Source organism: Microbispora sp. H10949 (assembly GCF_014161435.1).
Taxonomy (GTDB): Bacteria; Actinomycetota; Actinomycetes; order Streptosporangiales; family Streptosporangiaceae; genus Microbispora; species Microbispora triticiradicis.
The window spans coordinates 612156-630396 of sequence record NZ_JABBWZ010000002.1; the positions used below are offsets into that span (position 1 = coordinate 612156).

The following is an 18241-nucleotide window of genomic DNA, read 5'->3' on the forward strand; positions in this document are numbered from 1 at the left end:
CTACTCTCGGGTTCGAGCGACTGCTCAAAACCGTGGAGGTGGCGTCCGGCCGCTCATAGGCTGGGGGCGGCATAGTCCTTCGACCGGCTCCGCCTCTGGCTGGCAACCGGGGCGCCTCCCGAGCGCTCCCTGTGGCAGGCCCTCGCCGAGGTGTGCGTACGCGTGCTCGTCACCGTCACCGTCACCGTCACCGCCTTCGCCGCCGCCGTGCTCGCCCTCAGCCTCGCGATGTGAGAACTCCCTCACCCTGACACGTCGGCACCGTTGATCTTCGCTTCCGGCGTGGCATGACGAGTCGCCGCAGGGGGTTGTAACCCTGGTCGAGCAGTTTGCTCAACCATGTTGCTGACGGCGTCGATAGGGGAGCATCCTGGCCAGGAGCACCAAGTGTGTGCGACCCGTTACTGTGCGCGTCGCTCGATGCTCATGATCCATGTCCGGCCTTCGTCTAAGGGGAATTGGCGCGATGCCTCGCCCAACGTCGTTGCGACTTCTCGTCCAGGAACGTCACTGGGACGATTGGGCGGTGTTCTGCAACCGCTTCGAGGAAGCGGCGCGCGTGCTCGCTCGGGAAACCGGCACTCCCCAGCTCGCGCGCACCACGGAGTGTGGCCAGTGATTCAAGGCGTGCCTGGACAAGTGACCTTGGACGCGGCGATCGCCGATGCTCGCCTCGCCGTGCTGGAGTTCGACGACGCTCGGGCCTGGCTGGATCGGGCCCGCCATGGGCCAATGGGGCCCCTCGCGGCGGAAGTCTGGGTGACCGATCCTTCCCTCAAGCACGTTCTGCTTGTGAGACATCGCTGGCGGGGATGGGTGCCTCCCGGAGGCAAGGTCGAGCCGGGGGAGATGCCCCGAGCCGCCGCGTCTCGTGAGCTCGCCGAGGAGACCGGCCTGCGGAACGAGCTGCTGCCGACGCCGGCAGCAGTGTCCGTACGTTCCTACCGTGCGGACTGGTCGCCGACGCTGGGCCTGTCGTATGTCGCGATCACCGACTGTGACGTACCTCTCCGAGGGCAGACCGGCCAGCCGCCGAAGTGGTTCGGGCTCGGTGACGAGTGGGAGAGCGTCTTCCCCGAGGACCGCGAGCGCATTCAGATGTACGTACGCCACCTGTCGGCCGAGCGCTCCGGACAGGCAGACGACGAGGTCCCCCTGAACGAAGGAGTTCACAGCATGCCGAAGCATGAGGGGCAGAAACCGTCGAGCAAGCCCTTCACGCCCGAGAAGCCGACGCCGGACGGCGACCGCCCCAACCCCGGCGGCGGTCAGCACGAGAAGCCCCAGGGCAAGTGACGAACAGCGCGCATCTGATCGCACAACTCCAGGGCCTCGACTCGCGATGGGCGGACGCCATGCGGGCGGTGCCGCGTCACCTCTTCATCCCCGACCAGGCGTGGTGCTCGCCTGACGCCAAGCCGGGCTATCTGATCGACCGGACCGCCGACCCGGACGGGTGGTTGGACGCCGTCTACTCGAACACGGCGATCGTCACCCAGCTTGACGACGGGACGACCGACCTGAGTGCGGGAAGCGGGGACTACACCTCGTCATGCTCCATGCCCAGCATCGTCGCGGCGGGCCTGGACCTGCTCGATCCCTACGACGGTGACGAAGTCCTGGAGATCGGTACGGGAACCGGCTGGACGGCGGGCCTGCTGGCCCATCGCCTCGGCGACGGCAACGTCACCAGTGTCGAGATAGATCAGGCCGTCCTCACCGCAGCGACCTCGAACCTCAAGAACGCCGGGCGTCTTCCCCGGCTCGTTCTGGGGGATGGGAGTGCCGGGTGGCCGGATGGCAAGCCCTATGACCGCGTTCACGTCACTTGCGGCGTCGATGAGGTGCCCCATGCCTGGGTCGAGCAGACGCGTCCGGCGGGCCTGATCGTTTTCCCCTGGATGCCTCGGTGGGAGGCCGGTCACCTGACCAGACTGACCGTGACCGGGGACGGCACGGCTGTGGGGAGGTTCTACCGCGGCTGTTCCTTCATGATGCTGCGGTCGCAACGACGGGGCGTACCAAAGGCGGCGGGCGACTATCGCGAGTCGTCGACCTACCTGGACCCCCGCCGGATCGTGCGCTCCTCGGTCGGTGCCGATGTGGTGGTCGCGGGCATGATTCCCGACCTGAACGGCCGGCACGCCGACGAGGACAACGGCGACTTCCACCTGTGGCTGTGGTCGGCCGACTCCGATGCTCAGGTGCACTACTCGCCTGAGTACAAGCGCGTGGCCGTTCTCCAGAGGGGGCCACGCGATCTCTGGAACGAACTTGAGGCCGCGTTCCTGTGGTGGGTCTCCTCCGGTTCCCCGGGCCGTGAGCGGTTCGGCCTGACCGTCACGCCGGAAGGTCAATACGTCTGGCTCGACTCCCCGGCGAACGTGATCGGGTAGGTGCCTTCGGAGCTGGGCGCGGCGGCAAGGCCGACGACCCTGCCGCCTTCGCCCTGGCGTAAGGGCGCCTTGACCAGGGAACTTGAGCGATTGCTCAAATCGGCCTACTCTCGCATTTGAGCGACTGCTCAAAACTGTGGAGGTGGCGTGTGGGTCGCTTCGTGTATGTGGAGTGCCGGGTCCGGGCGGACATGGGTGCTCTCTGGGAGCTGACGCAGACCCCTGACCAGCATCAGAGGTGGGATCTGCGGTTCAGCGAGATCGACTACCTGCCGCGTGCCGACGGCGAGTCGCAGTGGTTCCGGTACGCCGTACGGCTGCTGCCGGGCCTCGTTATCACCGGTGCCGGCGTCACGGCCGGGGACCGCCTCGACCCCGACGACAGGACGTCCGCGCTGCGCTTCGCCTCGGCGCATCCGCTGTCGCCGATCCGCTCGGGCTCCGGCTACTGGCGATACGTCCAGACCCCCGACGGTGTCCGCTTCCTCACCCGGTACGGCTATCGCCCCGGCTGGGGACGGACCGTGGACCTCGTCTTCCGGCCGCTCATCGGCTGGGCGACGGCATGGTCCTTCGACCGGCTCCGCCTCTGGCTGGAGACAGGAAGAACGCCCGAGCGCACCCTGTGGCAGGCCCTCGCCGAGGTGTGCGTACGCGTGCTCGTCACCGCCACGGCCACAGCACTGGCTCCGCCCGCAGCAGCCGTACTGGTCGCGGCGCTGGCGGTCCTCCTGCCGCCGCTGCCCGGAACCCCCGCGGCCCGCCGCTGCCTACGTCGCCCAACAAGCCGCCCAACCGGCTCAACCAGCCGCCCGCCCGAACCAATGGCGGCCAAAGCCCCGCTGCCCGAACTGGAGACGCGATGACCTCGATCTTCGAACGTACCCTCGGCGCCGACTTCGCCCGCCTGCACCCGCAGTTACGCCGCCGCTTCGGCGTCAGCGTGACCGGCGGGCGGGCCTGCGTCGGCACCGGAACGATGGACCACATCTGGCACGCCGCGTTCACCCGGCCGTTCCTGGCCCTGGGCACCAGGCGCAACATCCTGGTCCCCGAGCAGGGCCGGCGGGTGCCGTTCACCATCGAGAACTACCCGTACGTCGACTCCCACGGACGCGAGACCGTCACCTTCGTCCGCACCTTCGACCTGCCCCGCCGTCGGCGGCGGTTCGACGCCACGATGGTGTACGACCACGAGCGGCGCGGCATCGTCGACTATCTCGGCTCGCACCAGCACCTGGCGGTCGACCTGGACATGTCGGTGGACGAGCACGGGGGCCTCGTCATCCGGTCCGGCGAGTTCCGCCTGCACGAGGGGCTCGTCTCCTGCCGCCTCCCCGGCTCCGTGACCGGGACCGCCGTCGTCAGGGAGTCGTACGACGACGACGCCGGGCTGTTCCGCGTCGGCGTCACCGTCTCCAACGCGAAGCTCGGCCCGCTGTTCGGCTATTGGGGGACGTTCCGGGCGCGCTACGTCGACGTCGTGGAGCACGGTGTACCCGCTACGGTGAAGCCGCGGCGCGAAGAGGTACGCCGCTGAGGGAGTGACGATGGGCGACACCCGCACGAGGCTGCTCGAAGGAGCGCTGGAGACCCTGCGTACGCAGGGCATCGCGGGCGCCTCCGCGCGGGCCGTCGCCACCGCCGCCGGGGTCAACCAGGCGCTGGTCTTCTACCACTTCGGCACCGTCGACGACCTCCTCGCCGCGGCCCTGCGGTACGGCTCGGAGCAGCGGGTGACGGTCTACCGCGAGCGGTTCGCGGCCGTGACCTCGCTCCGCGAACTGCTCGACCTCGGCCGCTCGCTGCACGCCGAGGAGCGTGAAGCGGGGAACCTCGCCGTGCTCGCCCAGATGCTCGCGGGCAGCCAGATGGACGGCAAGCTCGCCCCCGCCACCGCCGCCGGCCTCGGCATGTGGGTCACCGAGGTCGAAGAGGTGCTCCAGAGGGTGCTGACCGGCACGCCGCTCGCCGAGTTCGTGGACGTCGCCGGGCTCGCCCGCGCCACCGCCGCCGCGTTCGTCGGTCTCGAACTGTACGAGGGGGTCGACGAGGACGGCGCGAAGCGCGCGTTCGACAGCCTGGAGCAGCTGGCCGGCCTGGTCGCGGCGCTGGACGACATGGGCCCGCTGGTCCGCCGTACGGTCCGGGCCCGGCTGCGCAAGGTCAACAGCACCGAGAAGTGAGTCAGCGCAGCGGGGGGACGGCGTTCTTGGCGCGGTCGAGGGCGAGGGCGGGCCACCAGGTGCCGCCGACCGGGTCCACCTGGTGCCACTCGGGGTCCTCGGGGCCCGGGCCGCCTCGGGTGCACTGGCCGTTCGACCGCTCGGGGGCGCGGAGCCACAGGAACGCGTCGGCCAGTTCGCCGCCGGTCTCGGTGGTCGGGCGGGGTCCCACGCCCACCCCCGGTGGATTGCACCACTTCTCCGGGTCGGCGTACCTGCCCTTCGGCGGTTTCCACCCGCCCCTGCCGTTCCGGCTGGTGTCGAGGACGAAGTGGGTCAGCGGCGCTCCGGCCGGCACCGCGCCGAGCTCCGCGCCGGTGCAGGCGCTCCCGGGGTCCTTCGTCTTCACATAAAGGCACAGGGACAGGTTCTCCCCATACCGCAGGAGCCGATCGGTCTCCTGGTAGTCCGAGGTGTTCAGGTAGAAGCCGTCCGCTCGCCCCACCCCGGCCTTCAGCAGCCGGTCGGCGATGTCGGCCATGCCCGGCCAGCCCTCGATGCCGCCGTCGAGATACACGGCCGTGTGCGGAAGCCTCCGCAGGCGGTTCACCGCGAAACCGAGCTCGCGATAGCGCTCGGCCGCCGCCGCCCTGCCCCCGGCCGGGCAACTGTCGGATCCCGGAATCCTGGTCAGGCTGTTCGGCTCCAGCACGACCACCGCCCGGCCCGAGCCGATCGCCTTCGCCACCACGTCGATCCAGGCGCGGTACGCCCGCTCGTCCGCTTCTCCCCACTGGGAGCAGTCCTTCCTCGGCACCTGGTCGGTCACGATCACCGCGACGGCGTGACGCGCGGTGGCCGCCCGCATGGCGGATGCGACCGTACGGCCGGCCTCGTCGGCGGGCATGTTCAGGTTCACGGGGTGCGGCACCGCCGCCAGGGCGCGCATCAGTGCGGCGTCGGCCTTCCTGCCCTGCGCGCTCCAGATGTTCGCCTGGCGCCGCGCGTCCGGGTCCGCCTGGTACGCGAACCGTACGCCGGGCTCGCGCAGCGGGTTTCCCTTGCCGGGGTCGCCGCCGCCGTCCGCCTGTGGCGCCTGTGACGCGGCCGGGGTGGAGGAACCGCCGGTCCGAGGTGCGGAGTCGTCTCCGGCCACCGCGGCGGAGCGCGTGGACGTCACCGAGGTCCCCGGGGAGGGCGGGTCGTCCCCGGTGAGCCGTACGGCGGCCACCGTCGCGATCACCGCCAGCCCGGCGATCCCGGCCGCGGCCCCGGCCACCAGCCCGCGACGGCTCCTCCGCCCGCCCGGCTGGGTGGTGACCCACGCCTCCGGCTCCGCCCGGGAGCCGGTGAGGGCGTCCAGGATCTCCTGCACGGTCGGCCGTACGGCCGGGTCCTTGGCCAGGGCGCGCTCGACCAGCGGACGCAGCGGCCCGTCTAAGCCGTCCAGTCTCGGCTCCCCGTTGATGACCTGGTTGAGCACGACCGGGAGCGGCCCGTTGCCGAACGGCGCCCGGCCGGTGCCCGCGTACGTGACCGTGCCCGCCCAGGCGAAGACGTCCGACGCGGGAGTGAGCGCGCGGCCGTCGAACTGCTCGGGCGACATGAACGCGGGCGTGCCCACGACCGCGCTGCTGTGCGTGCCGGTGTCGGTCACGTGGGCCACGCCGAAGTCGATGACCTTCGGCCCGATGGGGGAGAGCAGGACGTTGCCCGGCTTCAGGTCGCGGTGGATGATGCCCGCCGCGTGGACGGCCCGCAGCGCCGTCGCGACGCTGACCGCGAGCCCGTCCAGGCTGGAGCCGCGCAGCGGCCCGTCCCGTTCGACGGCCTCCCGGAGGGTCGGCCCGGGGACGTACTCGGTGACCAGGTAGACGGTCTCGCCGTCGACCTCCGCGTCCAGCACGGCGGCGGTGCAGAAGCGGGCCACCCGCTTGGCCGCCTCGACCTCGCGGCGGAACCGGCGGCGGAAGCCGGGGTCGGCGGCGATCGTGTGGTGGAGCAGTTTGACCGCCACCCGCGTGCCGTCCGGCGCCTCGCCGAGGTAGACGACGCCCATGCCGCCCTCGCCCAGCCTGCGCACCAGCCGGTACGGCCCGACCTCGCGCGGATCGCCCGTACGCAGGTCGGCGGGGTGCCGCGGGCCGGACGGCCACCCCAGGCCCGAGCCGTGCCCATCGCCATGCCCGTCCCCGGAAGCGTGTCCACCCGAACCGGGCAAGCCGGAACCGAGTAAGCCCGGAGCGGGTAAGCCGGAACCGGATAAGCCAGGGCCGGGCGAGCCGGGGCCGGGTAAGCCCCCCGCCTCGCTGCCGTCGTTCGTACCGGAATGCGACATCGCTCGCCCCCGCTGGGATGCCTCGGTCGGATCAGATCATCAAGGATCCTATTGACCACCGCCGAGCGGCAACTCCGGCTGATCGCGCCCCGCGATCGCCGAGAGGTGTCAGTGCACGCAGAGAGCGGACACGGTGACGTCGTAGATGTACCAGCTTCCGGTGGGAGCCGTGTACACGTTGGTCGCGCCGGTCGTCTGGTAGCCGGTGCAGTCGCCTCCGGCCGCGAGGATGGCGGCTCGGGCGGCCGCCGCGCCGTTCTGCACGGCCGCCGAGTAGGTGCTCGCCTCACCGCGCGCCGTCGCGGTGCGCGGCACGGTGTAGGACGGCGGTGGCGGCGCGGGAGCGCACAGGCCGGTCGCGGTCCCGCCGTACACGTAGCCGCCCCCGCTGGGCACGGTGTACGAGAGGGTCGCCGAGGAGGTCACGTTCGTGCAGACCTCCCCGAGCTGGGCGGCCGTCTGGGTGAGGGCGGTACGCGCGCTCGCCTGGGCCGCCGCCGAAGCCGACGACTGCGTCTGGCCCCATGCCGAGCCGGTCGCCGTCCGCCAGGTGTCGGCGTGGGCCGCCGCCGGGCTGAGGCCGATCCCGATGGCGACGAGCGCCACCGGTATCAGCAGTCGGCCGGCGAGCGAACCACGTCGGGATCGTCCGTACGGTTCATCGTGCTGAGCCATCCGCGCCTCCTGTGAGGGCCTGGTGAATAGCGACAGGGCGGGAAGCGATCCCCGCTTACGGGCACGATCTTGGGGCGCGAGGTCATCGTAGATTCGCCGTTCTCCGCTGACCATGCTCCGGCGGCGCAGGCCCTATCGACGCGCTGGTGGGCGGCCCCGGCCGGTGAAAGTTTCCCGATACGGTCCGCGTATTCCGGGCCCGGAACGGCTCACCCGGTCTGGTCGAGCTGCCGCCAGCGACCGGGGTCGTTGAGCCGTTGCAGCCGCAGCGCCTCGTCGTGATAACCCTTGCGCGCGTCGTCTTCGGCGCGGAAGGCCAGATCCTTGCCACGCGGCTCGGTCGCCGTCACGTACCAGTCGCCGTACTCGCAGCCGCTCGGCAGCCGGCCCAGGGTGATCTGGAACGACTTGGGTGGTTCCGCGGCGGCGAACTCCCACCGGGCCACCGGTTCGAGATCGGAACAGCTGGACAGCCAACCTGGGGGCAACTCCGTCTGCCGGGCTTGGGTCCGCCTGGCGGCCAGGCGCTTCAGCTCCTCCGGGGCGACCTGGAGGTACGCGGCCAGGGTGCGGGACGCCTTCGACAGCCCATACTCGGCGGACACGTCGCGCTCGATCTCGTCCCAGTGGGTGCCGACCACCGGTGCCAGCTCCAGGGCGTCGAGAGTGCCCGACATCAGTTCCGCACGGACCGGGAGGATGTCCTTGAGCCATCCCGCGCCGGTCTCGTGCAGGTTGAACAACTCGGAGTCCTCGGCGTACATGCGCAACCGCAGGAGCAGGTCGTCGTCGCTCGTCTCCACGCTCAAGCCTTCGAGTATGTTCCCGTGCGCGTACGGCGCGACCGCCTCCGCGGACAGCGCCGTGCCGGGGATCCGGAAGGCGACCGAACGGGGACCGACGTTTTCGAAGAAGAGCCAGGCGTCGAAGGTCCGCTCGACGAACTGCTCCATCTCCCGCGTGTAGTCCTCCCAATCCACGGACGCGGAGAACGAGGTCGCGGTCACGAGGGGCTGCCCGGGCAGCATCCGCAGCACCGACTGCGTGTTCTCGTCGAGAACGCGGTCGAGCACCACGGCCTCGACGTACTTGTAGTGACGACGTTCGTCCCGGTACTTGCGCCTGCCCATGTCCGCACTCCCTGGAAACGCTCGGTCCGACGTAATCTAATGATCACGCGAATCGAACGGGCGGAAACGGGCCGAATACGGCGGCCGGTCAGGGCGTGAGCGTGGCCGCGAGCACGTCGCGGAACGCCGTCGGCTTACGGCCGAGCACCTCACCGAGGGCCGTGCCGACCTCGGCGAACTCCCCCTGACGGCTGGCCTCGTACATGCCGAGCAGGAACCGTGCCTGCCCCTCGGGGACGCCGCGCGACACCACGCCGGTGATCCACTCGTCGTCGGGGACGGTGACGCGGGTGATCTCGCGTCCGGTCAGTTCGGAGGCGACGGCGGCGATGTCCGTGAGATCGAGCGCCTCGGGGCCGGTCAGCGGCGGCGTGATCCCGTCGAGCCCGCCCTCCTCGGTCAGCGCGACGGCGGCCGCCTCGGCCAGGTCGGCGTGGGCCGTCCAGGAGACCGGCCCGTCGGCGGGTGCGACGATCTGACCGTCCCGGAGCCCCTGGCCGATGACCTGGACGATGGTGTCCGCGTAGAAGCCGTTGCGCAACGCGGTGAACGGAACCCCGGACGCGCTCAGGTCCCGCTCCGTCTCGGCGTGGGCCGGCATCGGGAGGAAGGGAGAGGCCGGGTTCGCCCCCATGTGGCTGGTGTAGACGATCCGCTTGGCGCCCGCGGCCATGGCGGCCTCGATCGCCGTACGGTGCGGGGCGGCGTCCGCCGGGCCGGAGACGATAAGCACCCGCGCCGCGCCCTCGAACGCGTACGCCAGGCTCCCGGGGTCGTCGAAGTCGCCCTGCCGGACGCGTACGCCTCGATCCGCGAGGTCTTCGGCTTTACCGGGTTCGCGCACGCTGACGCCGATCCGTTCGGCGGGGACCCGCGTGAGCAGGTGCTCGACGACAAGGCGGCCAAGCTGACCGGTCGCTCCGGTGACGATGATCACGACATACTCCCGTGTTATCGGCGATATCGCCAGGAGGCTAACACTGGAAAAACATCGATAGCAACTCCTTGCTATCGTTGGAAGCATGAGTGATCCTGGGAGCGAGACGGCCGGCCGCGACAGGACGCGGACGCACATCGTGTCGGTCGCGGCGGGACTGCTCGCGAGTGGTGGCCGTGACGCCCTCTCGACCAGGGCGGTGGCCGCCGCGGCGGGCACCCAGGCTCCGACGATCTACCGCCTGTTCGGCGACAAGGAGGGCCTTCTCGACGCGGTCGCCGAGTTCGGCTTCACCTCATATCTGCGGGACAAGAAGGCCCGGCCGCCCGCCGGTGATCCGGTCGAGGAGTTCCGGGCCGGGTGGGACCTGCACGTCGGCTTCGGGCTGGCCAACCCCGCACTGTTCTCGCTCATGTACGGCGATCCCCAGCCGGGGCGTCGGTCGCCCGCCTCAGTCGTCGCCTTCCGCATGCTGGGAGAGCGCATCCGCGCGATCGCCGCCGCCGGACGACTGAAGGTCGCCGAGCGCCTGGCGGCCGACCTCGTGCACTCCGCCGGAACCGGCGTCGTCTTCACGTTGCTCGCCATGCCGGAGGAACGGCGTGACATGCGCCTGTCCGAGGTGGCCCGCGACGCGGCGATAGCCGCCATCACCACCGACGCCCCCGCCGTCGAGACCCCCGGGCCCGCGGCGGCGGCGATGGCGCTGCGCGCCACCCTGCCGGACGCCACGGCCCTCACGGACGGAGAACGCCACGTGCTCGGCGAATGGCTCGACCGCCTCGCCGCCGGGCCACCGACGAATTGATTCCCCGTTGCGGACTTCAATCTTCGGCCCTGCAGCCAGCCCGTAAACCGCTCATTCAAATCGCATACCAGCCCCTATGGATATCCCTCAAAAGCTGTGCTTACCATCAAGAAGCAAACACGGCACCGAGGGAGGCAACTAATGGGCCGTATCAAGAAGTTCGGCGTTTCGGCGGCCGCGATGACCGCGATCGCCGCCGCGACAGCGCTAATGTCGCCGACTGCTCCCGCCCTGGCGGCGCCCACCTGCAGCACCAGCGCGCAGATTGGCGTTGTCGGCGGCACCGGCTGGGCGACGTGCAGCGGGACCGGAGTGACTCAGACACGGGTCGTGCTCTTCTGTCAAGACAGTAGCGGTGGCTACACCACGGTTTACGGCCCTTGGGTTGCCAATTCCGTCAAATCAAATGCCAGATGCAGCAGCAGCTCATGGCCGATATCGGTCGGATATCAAACAATCTGAGCTGCGTCATGATCGTTCCGCGATCCGCGAGGTTCTTGGCTTTCCCGGATTCACGCATGCTGGCGCCGATCCGCGCGGCGGGTGACTCACGGAGCAGGCGCTCGATGACACGAGAGATACCCGGTCCGTGGCCCTGCTCACGCTGGACCGGCGTGATTTCCGGGCGGAGCCTCGCGTGGCGGAAGAGCCGCCGGGAACGTGCCTTCCGCGCGACCTCCGGGGTGTCGAGGCCGGGAACGATCAGCCGGACGCCGGCCGGCCGGTGAGTTTCTGGAGCGTGGCGGCGATCTGGATGTTGGTCTGGTAGTCGTCGCCCATGCGGACGATCACCGTCCGGGTGGCCGGTGACACCACCATGATCTGACCGTGCGCGCCCATCGCGGCGAGGTCCCGTCCGCCGTCGCTTCGCGGGAGGATCCACCAGCCGTTGCGGTATCCGACGGCGACGCCGGCGAAAGTGGTCACCGGTTCACGATTGCCCGGGTCGAGGCTGCGGTCCAGGAACGCCCGGGGCGCCACCTGCTGTCCGGCGACCCGGCCACCGTCGAGCAGGAGCCCGCCGATCCTGGCGAGATCACGGGCGGTCACCACGAGACCGCTCTCGTGGTAGGGGAAACCGTGGTCGTCGACGCACCATTCGGCGGGATACTCCGCGCCCAGATCGTCCCACAGGCGCTGCAGCGGCTGTCGCGTGAGGAACGTCCCGGTCAGCCGCCGGTACGCCAGGCCGACGAGGTTGGGCGCGTAGTCGTTGTAGGTGAACGGTCCCGGCGCGCTCGCGATCTCCGGCCGCCGGACGACGGTCCCGGCCAGGTCGGTCGCGTAGTAGACCGACGGATAGTCCCGGTTGACCCAGGGGAACGAGATGTCGTCGGAGAAGGCGATGCCCGAGCGCATGTCGACGAGATCGCCCAGCGTGACGGAGGAGAACCGGGCGTCCCTGGCGCGCAGTTCGGGAACGGCCTGGGTGACAGGCATGCCGAGACCTCTGATCGTGCCGTCCGCGACGGCCCGCGACACGAGCAACGAGATCACCGTCTTGGACACCGAGAACGCGGCGGCAGGGCGATCGGGCGCCCCGCCGTTGCCGTACCACTCGCACACCAGCCGGCCGTCGTGTACGACGACGATGCTCTGCGCCTTCTCGGTGGGCAGCGCGTCGCGGATCGGGCAGTCGCCGGTCGCCGGCCACGGCCGGGGCACGGCGGCCGCGTGCACCGAGGTGTGCTGTTTCCATTCGACGTCGGTGATGCCGGAGTCCTGGTGCGCCAGCACCCGCACGGCGTATGCGGCGTCGCCGTGGGCCATGATCAGCAGGAAGACCGCGACGAGTGTGACGACGGACAGGGGGAGGACCCAGGCGGTGTGCCGCGGCACGCGGCGGCCATGCGGTAGCACAGGGTAAGTATATGTCGTATACATTCAAGCGAGGGGAGGTGCCGGGTGCCACGCCCGAAGACGATCGACCGGGCGGCGATCCTGGGTGCCGCGCTCGACGTGGCCGACGCCGACGGAGTCGCGGCCGTGAGCATGCACGCGGTCGCCAGACGACTGGCGGTGACACCGATGGCGCTCTACCGGCACGTCGCCAACAAGGCCGATCTGCTGGACGGCATCGTCGAACTGCTGATGGCTGAGATCGTGCGGGACGTGCCGGCGCCGGGTCCGGCCGCCGGACGTGACGCCTGGCTGGACGCGCTCGTCCGGACGGCCGGCCGTGCGCGGGCGGTGGCGTCCCGGCACCCGGAGGCGTTCACCCTGCTGCTGAGCAGGCCGGCGGCCTCCGCGGCCGCGCGCGAGGTCCGCGCGCACATCCACGACCTGCTCCGTCAGGCGGGCGTCGGCGGTGACCACGTCGAGCGGCTCGAACGCATCGTCACCACCACGGTGCTCGGCATGGCGGCCGGGCAGGCGTCGCAGCGGTTCGCCCACCACCCGCCCGGCGTGCTCGACGAGGACGTACGCGCCCTGGCCACGTTCGTGACCGCCGGCATCGAGCCCTTCCGCATTCCGTAGCCCGTCGTCAGATGCCCTGGGGGAGGCGGAAGAGGCGGCCGGGGTCGTAGGCCGCCTTTACCTCGGCGAGGCGCGCGGCGTTCGCGCCGTAGTACTGCTGCCGCCAGTTGGTGAGTTCCGGGTCGACGTAGTTGACGTACGCGTGGTCGCCGAAGTGTGGCCGCATGGCGGCGTGGGCGGCGCGGGTCCAGGCGGCGGCGCCGGACTTGTGGGCGTAGTACTGCACGCTGAACAGCGCTTTGCGGTGCGGGAAGGCGGTCGCGTCCGGGCGGACCCGGGCGACGGCGCCGCCGAGCGCGTCGAGCAGCACCGAGTGCCGTCCCGGCGCGGCGACCTGGGCCAGCAGCGCCTTGATCCCGGCGGACGACAGCGGCGTGTAGGCGAAGTGCGACTTCGCGGTGAACGAGTCGCGGACGAGCCTTCCGCTCGGGTTCTGGCCGGGGAGCGTGCCGGGACGGTGGCACTGCGCCACCGTCAGCGACGAGCAGCCCGCCTCCACCATCATCGCGTGGTCGTACGCCGAGACCGCGACATAACGGGTCTTGGGCCCGGAGCCGACGCGGTCGACGAGCTTCTGCAGCAGGTTCTCGCACGCCGCCTTGCCGCCGAGGTAGAGGCCGCCGACCATCACGTCCGGGGACGGGTCGTGGTTCAGGTGGCAGTTGGACCACAGCGCGTCGGGCGCGGACGGCGCCCACGCCTGCCACGCCTTGAGCACGGCGGCCGCCTTCGACCAGGGCCAGTGCAGGAAGAACAGCGTCACCTGACGGGTGGCGTGCGTGCGGAACGTGAACGACGTCGCGACGCCGAAGTTGCCGCCGCCGCCACCCCGGGAGGCCCAGAACAGGTCCGGGTGCGCGGTCTCCGAGCAGGTCAGCGTCTTCCCGTCGGCTGTGACGATTTTCAGGGACTCCAGCACGTCGCAGGTCAGGCCGTACTGCCGCGACACCACCCCGATGCCGCCGCCCAGCGTGAGACCCGCCACGCCGACGGTCGGGCAGGAGCCAGCCGGGATGCTCACCCCGTGGGGGGCCAGCTTCGCGTACACGTCCACGAGCCGAGCGCCGGCGCCGACCGTGGCGTGGCCGCCCGCGTACGACACGCCGCTCATCCGCGACACGTCGACGACCAGCCCGGCGCCCGTGGACCAGCCCGCGTAGCTGTGGCCCCCCGACCGGGAGGTCACCGGCACGCCGAACCGCCGCGCGAACGCCAGGCACTCCGACACGTCGGCCGCCGTCGCGCAGTACGCCACCCCGGCCGGCCGTACGGAGTCGAAGGCCGCGTTGAACACGTGGCGCGCGTTGTCGTACGACGCGTCGCCCGGCCGGATCAGCTTGCCGTCCAGTCCCCGGCCGAGCGCGGACCAGTCGGCGGGACGGGGACCGGCGGCGGCGAACGCCGTGCCCGAGAAGGCGCCGGAGAAGGCGGCGGTTCCGGCGAGGGCCGAGACGCGAAGAAAGCTCCGTCTGTCGATCATGGTCGTACTCCCGAGGTGGTGATCTACCTCGTGAGACGCGTGCTGATCCGGTCTGGTTGGTTACAGTGTCATCACTTCGTCCCTCGTGTCGGGTCTCACTTCGCGCCGATCCGCAGGGCCAGCGCGGGGCACATCTCCACCGCCTTCTGCGCGTCGCCGAGCAGCCACGAGGGGACGCCGGTGTCCATGAACACCGGAAAGCCGTGGTGGTCCAGCTTGACCAGCTCCGGCACGAGATGCGCGCACAGGCCGTGGCCCTGGCAGCGGGTCCAGTCGACCATGAGCCGGACGTCCCGCGCCTCCTCCACGGGCAGGGGGAGCACGCCCTTCGTCTCCCGTCCGCAGCCGCCGTGGAAGCGGTGCTCCTCCACGTCGTCGGCGAACGCGTCCAGGGCCGACAGCACGAACCGGGCCGAGCCGTCCGGGTGGAAGCAGGCGCCCCGGCCCTTCACCGCGGCGGCCGCCCGGCGGACCGCCTCGGGGCCGTCCGGGTCGCCGTCCTGGAGCTGCCGGAAGGCCCGCGCGAGGTCGGGCAGGCCGAGACGGCACGGGCCGCACTGCCCGGCCGACTGCGCGGCGAGGTAGCCCGCCACGCGTGCGGTCTCGCCGAGCGGGCAGGTGTCCTCGCCCAGCACGACCACGATTCCCGCGCCCAGTTCGCCGCCCGCCTCCTTCGCGCCGCGCCGGGACAGGACCGTGCCGTACGCCGCCTCGGCGGACATCCAGGTGCCGTGGTATCCGCCGAGCAGCAGGCCGTCACCGATCTTCGCTTCGCACAGGGCCAGCACGTCGGCCAGCGGCACTCCGGGCGGGACCTCGACCACCGCCGGGGCGCCCACCGAGCCGCCGACCGTCAGCAGGATGGTCCCCGGCTCCTGCACCGTGCCCACCGCGGCGTACTCCTCCGGGCCCAGCTCGGCCAGCACGGCGAGCTGGGCGAAGGTCTCGGTGTTCGACAGCAGGGTCGGCAGGCCGTACACGCCGCTGTCACTGGAGCGGACCTTGCGGCCCGGCGGCAGCCCCATCTCGCCGTTGACGGCGCGGACGAGCGCGCCGCCCTCGCCGGAGATGAACCGCTCCTCGATCGCCACGACGCGTACAAGCCCGGTCAGGCCGCGCTCGGCCACGGCGGCGGTGACCGAGGCCTCGGCCAGCTCGCCCGCGCCGACCGCGACCACCACCTCGCGGGAGCCGAGCGCGCTGGCCGCGAGCAGGGCGCCCTCCAGCACCAGGTGCGGCGCCCGGGTGAGCAGGGTCTTGTCCTTCAGGCTCGCGGGCTCGCCCTCGGCGGCGTTCACCAGCACGACGGTCTCGCCGTCACGGGCGGACACGGCGCGCAGCTTGCGCGCGAACGGGAACGCGGCCCCGCCCCGGCCCCGCAGGTCCACCTCCTCGGCCATCGAGATGAGCGCGTCGACCGTCTGGCCCGGCAGCCGGTCGTGGTACTTGTGATGGGCGTTGAGGTCGAGCCTGCGATGCTCGTCGAGCCCGGCGGTCAGCCGGGACGGGCCGAGCCGCCGGACGTTGGAGACGCGGTAGGGAATCACACGATCCTCCGGAGGCGGGGTTCCTGGGGGGTGGGCGGAGCATCACTCAGGACGTCGTTCAGGACGTCGTGCGGGAGACCGCCTGAGACGTCCCGCAGGATGTAGCGGGGGACGTCGGGGGCGGCGGGATCGGTGCCGGTGCGGGCGAGGACGGCCACCTCGGGCCGCGTCTGCGGCCTGACCGGCCGCGCGGTTCGCTCGCCAGGGCGCCGGCTGTCCTCCTCGCGGACCGTACGGCGCCCGGTGCCGGTGGTGGTGACGGCGGCGGGGGCGGCGCTCCATTCGTCGGTCGCGGCCTGCCGGGCCGGCCGGGTGGCGGCCGCGAGGCGGATCAGCAGGGCGGCGCCGACCGCCGCCAGGCAGGCCACGTAGCTGAAGGTGACCCACGGCGCGGCGGCCCGGCCGGCGGTCAGGCCGTGCAGGATCGCCACCGGCCACGCGAGGTAGGCCAGGTCGTGCAGCCCCCGCCACAGCCAGGGCCGCTCCGCCTGGGCGAACCTGCCCCGCATGACGCCGGTCGCGACGATCACGATGAACAGGTCGGAGGCCACGACCCCCAGCGAGACGTACACGTTGGTGGACGGCACCACCGACCCGTACGGCGGCACCAGCCCGGCGGCGATCTTCATGCCGATGTGCACGATGAGGAAGCCGATGCCGAGCAGGGCCATGGCCCGATGGACGAGCTGCACGCGCACCCGCTGCGCGATGGGCAGGATCACGCGGTCGGTCGCCGCCAGGCCCAGGGCGACCGTGGTGGTGAGGCCGACCAGCGAGAAGACGCCGGCGTAGAACGTGAGGAACGACTGGGCCTCGGCCAGGAACGCCGAACCGCCGGACGTCCGGGTGGCGGCCAGCCCGCCGGTGATGACCACGGCGCCCACGACGCCGAGGCCCACGCGTACGCCGCGCCGTTCGAGGTCGAGGCCGGGATTCGGCCGGGTGTGCCGGGAAGCCCCTCTGTTGGGCACTGATTTCCTCCGTCGTACTGCCTGGGGGGTGTGGAGGCGCCGTTCCCCGCCCACTTGGGTGGGGCCCTCGGGTGGGGGTGGCCTGCGTGAGGACCGGGCGGGGAACGGCACGATCGGGGCGCGGCTCAGCAGCGCAGGCCGCGGTTGATGCAGGTGACCACCGACCGCATCAGCCGGTCGGGCATCACGTTCTCGAAGTCGGCGTGGTCGGTGATCGGGTTGTGCCGCTGCTCGGGGAAGCTGTCCACCGCGAACGACGGCCCGCCCGGCACCGAGTAGGCCAGGGTCATGCGCAGTTGCGGGATCGCCCGGGTGCCCGCCGGGCAGGTGCCGTTCCGGGCGGGGAAGACGACGTGCGTCCGGTGGTTGGCGCTGTCGGTGTTCTGGCCGTCCCAGCAGCTGGGGAAGTCGAGCACGCGCAGCACCAGGCTGCCCCGGGGACAGAGCGGATACTTTCCGGTCAGCCGGTTCGTGAAGCCGGTGCAGGTCCATTGGGCGCGGGCGTTGGCGCCGCCGTTGGTGGCCGCCTTCGCGTCCCCGGTGATGAGCCGGAGGAACCGGGGCATCGCCACGACCCTGCTGACCGGGTTGCCGCGGAACTGCAGCGTGACCGACCGGGCGAGGAGGATCGTGCCGACGTTGCCCTCGGCCGCGCCGCCCGGCTCCTCCGTGTGCCGCGCCGTCACGTCCTCCGCCGTCGAGTCCTCCGCTGTCACGTCCTGTGCCGTCGCGTCCTCCGCTGTCACGTCCTGTGCCGTCGCGTCCTCCGCTGTCACGTCCTGTGCCGTCGCGTTCTCGGCCGTCACGTCCTCTGCCGTCCCGTCCTGGACGTCGGAGGGGGAGGGAGAGGCGGACGGCTGGGCGCCGAGGCCCTGCCGGCTGCGCAGCACCGGCCAGAAGTACGTGGACCTGTCGCCGAGCCGGCAGGTCGTGCCGCCCGCGGCGAGGCTCTCGTCGGTGGAGGACCCGTTGGTCGTGAGGTTGCCGACGTAGTCGTGGACGTGGTGCGCGCCGTTCGACACCCCGGGCGCGACGATGTGGTTGTCGGAGTTGCGGTGGCCGTTCTCGTTGCGTCCGCAGCGGGAGGTGAACGAGCCGCGCCCGGCACGTACGCCGCCGTCGCCCGGCGGCACCCGCCGGATGTCGGCGAAGTCCTCCAGAGCCGGGCCGACGTCCTCGCACCCCGCGCCCTGGACGGACGGATCGCAGTGGTCGGCGAGGGCGGGCCGGACCCCACCGATCAGCGGGTTCAGCGGGCTCAGCGAGCCTCCGAGCAGCACGCCCGCCATGGCGAGAATGAGCCGTTTTCGCATGGA

The 18241-nt window shown here is 71.4% G+C and carries 16 protein-coding genes; 7 read left to right on the top strand and 9 right to left on the bottom strand.

Features of this window, described 5'->3' with window-relative positions:
- Positions 1 to 645: 645 nt before the first annotated feature.
- The 5 genes from HHX40_RS06960 to HHX40_RS06980 all read left to right on the top strand — a co-directional run bounded on the left by HHX40_RS06960 (position 646) and on the right by HHX40_RS06980 (position 4582).
- Positions 646 to 1296, top strand: coding sequence for an NUDIX hydrolase (locus tag HHX40_RS06960; protein WP_182879840.1), 651 nt, complete (start codon positions 646 to 648; stop codon positions 1294 to 1296).
- Positions 1293 to 2396, top strand: coding sequence for a methyltransferase domain-containing protein (locus tag HHX40_RS06965; protein ID WP_310737975.1), 1104 nt, complete (start codon positions 1293 to 1295; stop codon positions 2394 to 2396). The genes HHX40_RS06960 and HHX40_RS06965 overlap by 4 nt, the downstream gene beginning before the upstream one ends.
- Positions 2397 to 2545: 149 nt before the next feature.
- The gene (locus HHX40_RS06970; RefSeq protein WP_220498752.1) at positions 2546 to 3262 is read left to right on the top strand and encodes a hypothetical protein; all 717 of its coding nucleotides are present in this window, start codon (positions 2546 to 2548) and stop codon (positions 3260 to 3262) included.
- Positions 3259 to 3936 (top strand): DUF4166 domain-containing protein, encoded by a 678-nt coding sequence (locus tag HHX40_RS06975; RefSeq protein WP_182879841.1) that lies wholly within the window; start codon positions 3259 to 3261, stop codon positions 3934 to 3936. The genes HHX40_RS06970 and HHX40_RS06975 overlap by 4 nt, the downstream gene beginning before the upstream one ends.
- A gap of 10 nt (positions 3937 to 3946) precedes the next feature.
- Positions 3947 to 4582 carry a TetR/AcrR family transcriptional regulator gene (locus tag HHX40_RS06980; protein WP_182879842.1) on the top strand — a complete coding sequence of 212 codons (636 nt, stop codon included), beginning with the start codon at positions 3947 to 3949 and terminating at the stop codon, positions 4580 to 4582.
- A 1-nt stretch (position 4583) separates the two neighbouring features.
- On the opposite strand, the gene HHX40_RS06985 is transcribed toward HHX40_RS06980, so the two are convergent.
- The 4 genes from HHX40_RS06985 to HHX40_RS07000 all read right to left on the bottom strand — a co-directional run bounded on the left by HHX40_RS06985 (position 4584) and on the right by HHX40_RS07000 (position 9641).
- Positions 4584 to 6782, bottom strand: a complete 2199-nt coding sequence (locus HHX40_RS06985) for a glycoside hydrolase family 6 protein (RefSeq protein WP_182879843.1) — start codon at positions 6780 to 6782, stop codon at positions 4584 to 4586.
- Positions 6783 to 7007: 225 nt separating this feature from the next.
- The gene (locus HHX40_RS06990; RefSeq protein ID WP_182879844.1) at positions 7008 to 7574 is read right to left on the bottom strand and encodes a hypothetical protein; all 567 of its coding nucleotides are present in this window, start codon (positions 7572 to 7574) and stop codon (positions 7008 to 7010) included.
- Positions 7575 to 7783: 209 nt separating this feature from the next.
- The gene (locus HHX40_RS06995) at positions 7784 to 8704 is read right to left on the bottom strand and encodes a hypothetical protein (protein WP_182879845.1); all 921 of its coding nucleotides are present in this window, start codon (positions 8702 to 8704) and stop codon (positions 7784 to 7786) included.
- Positions 8705 to 8792: 88 nt separating this feature from the next.
- Positions 8793 to 9641, bottom strand: coding sequence for an NAD(P)H-binding protein (locus HHX40_RS07000; RefSeq protein ID WP_182879846.1), 849 nt, complete (start codon positions 9639 to 9641; stop codon positions 8793 to 8795).
- A gap of 85 nt (positions 9642 to 9726) precedes the next feature.
- Here HHX40_RS07000 and HHX40_RS07005 point away from each other — a divergent pair, with 85 nt between their 5' ends.
- Positions 9727 to 10449, top strand: a complete 723-nt coding sequence (locus HHX40_RS07005; RefSeq protein WP_182879847.1) for a TetR/AcrR family transcriptional regulator — start codon at positions 9727 to 9729, stop codon at positions 10447 to 10449.
- Between the two features lie 702 nt (positions 10450 to 11151).
- Here HHX40_RS07005 and HHX40_RS07010 read toward each other — a convergent pair.
- Positions 11152 to 12309 carry a serine hydrolase domain-containing protein gene (locus HHX40_RS07010; RefSeq protein ID WP_182879848.1) on the bottom strand — a complete coding sequence of 386 codons (1158 nt, stop codon included), beginning with the start codon at positions 12307 to 12309 and terminating at the stop codon, positions 11152 to 11154.
- Positions 12310 to 12354: 45 nt separating this feature from the next.
- On the opposite strand from HHX40_RS07010, the gene HHX40_RS07015 reads away from it, so the two are divergent.
- A complete protein-coding gene (locus HHX40_RS07015) occupies positions 12355 to 12927 on the top strand; it encodes a TetR/AcrR family transcriptional regulator (RefSeq protein ID WP_182879849.1) in 573 nt (190 codons plus the stop codon).
- Positions 12928 to 12934: 7 nt separating this feature from the next.
- On the opposite strand, the gene HHX40_RS07020 is transcribed toward HHX40_RS07015, so the two are convergent.
- From HHX40_RS07020 to HHX40_RS07035, 4 genes are all read right to left on the bottom strand, one after another.
- On the bottom strand, positions 12935 to 14407 hold the full coding sequence (locus tag HHX40_RS07020) for an FAD-binding oxidoreductase (protein ID WP_182879850.1): 1473 nt from the start codon (positions 14405 to 14407) through the stop codon (positions 12935 to 12937).
- Positions 14408 to 14502: 95 nt separating this feature from the next.
- The gene (locus HHX40_RS07025) at positions 14503 to 15954 is read right to left on the bottom strand and encodes an NADH-ubiquinone oxidoreductase-F iron-sulfur binding region domain-containing protein (RefSeq protein ID WP_310737976.1); all 1452 of its coding nucleotides are present in this window, start codon (positions 15952 to 15954) and stop codon (positions 14503 to 14505) included.
- Positions 15951 to 16925, bottom strand: a complete 975-nt coding sequence (locus HHX40_RS07030; protein WP_182879851.1) for a hypothetical protein — start codon at positions 16923 to 16925, stop codon at positions 15951 to 15953. Before HHX40_RS07030 ends, HHX40_RS07025 begins: the two co-directional genes overlap by 4 nt.
- Before the next feature lie 125 nt (positions 16926 to 17050).
- Complete coding sequence (locus HHX40_RS07035) at positions 17051 to 18238, bottom strand: DUF1996 domain-containing protein (protein ID WP_182879852.1); 1188 nt, start codon at positions 18236 to 18238, stop codon at positions 17051 to 17053.
- Positions 18239 to 18241: the final 3 nt, after the last annotated feature.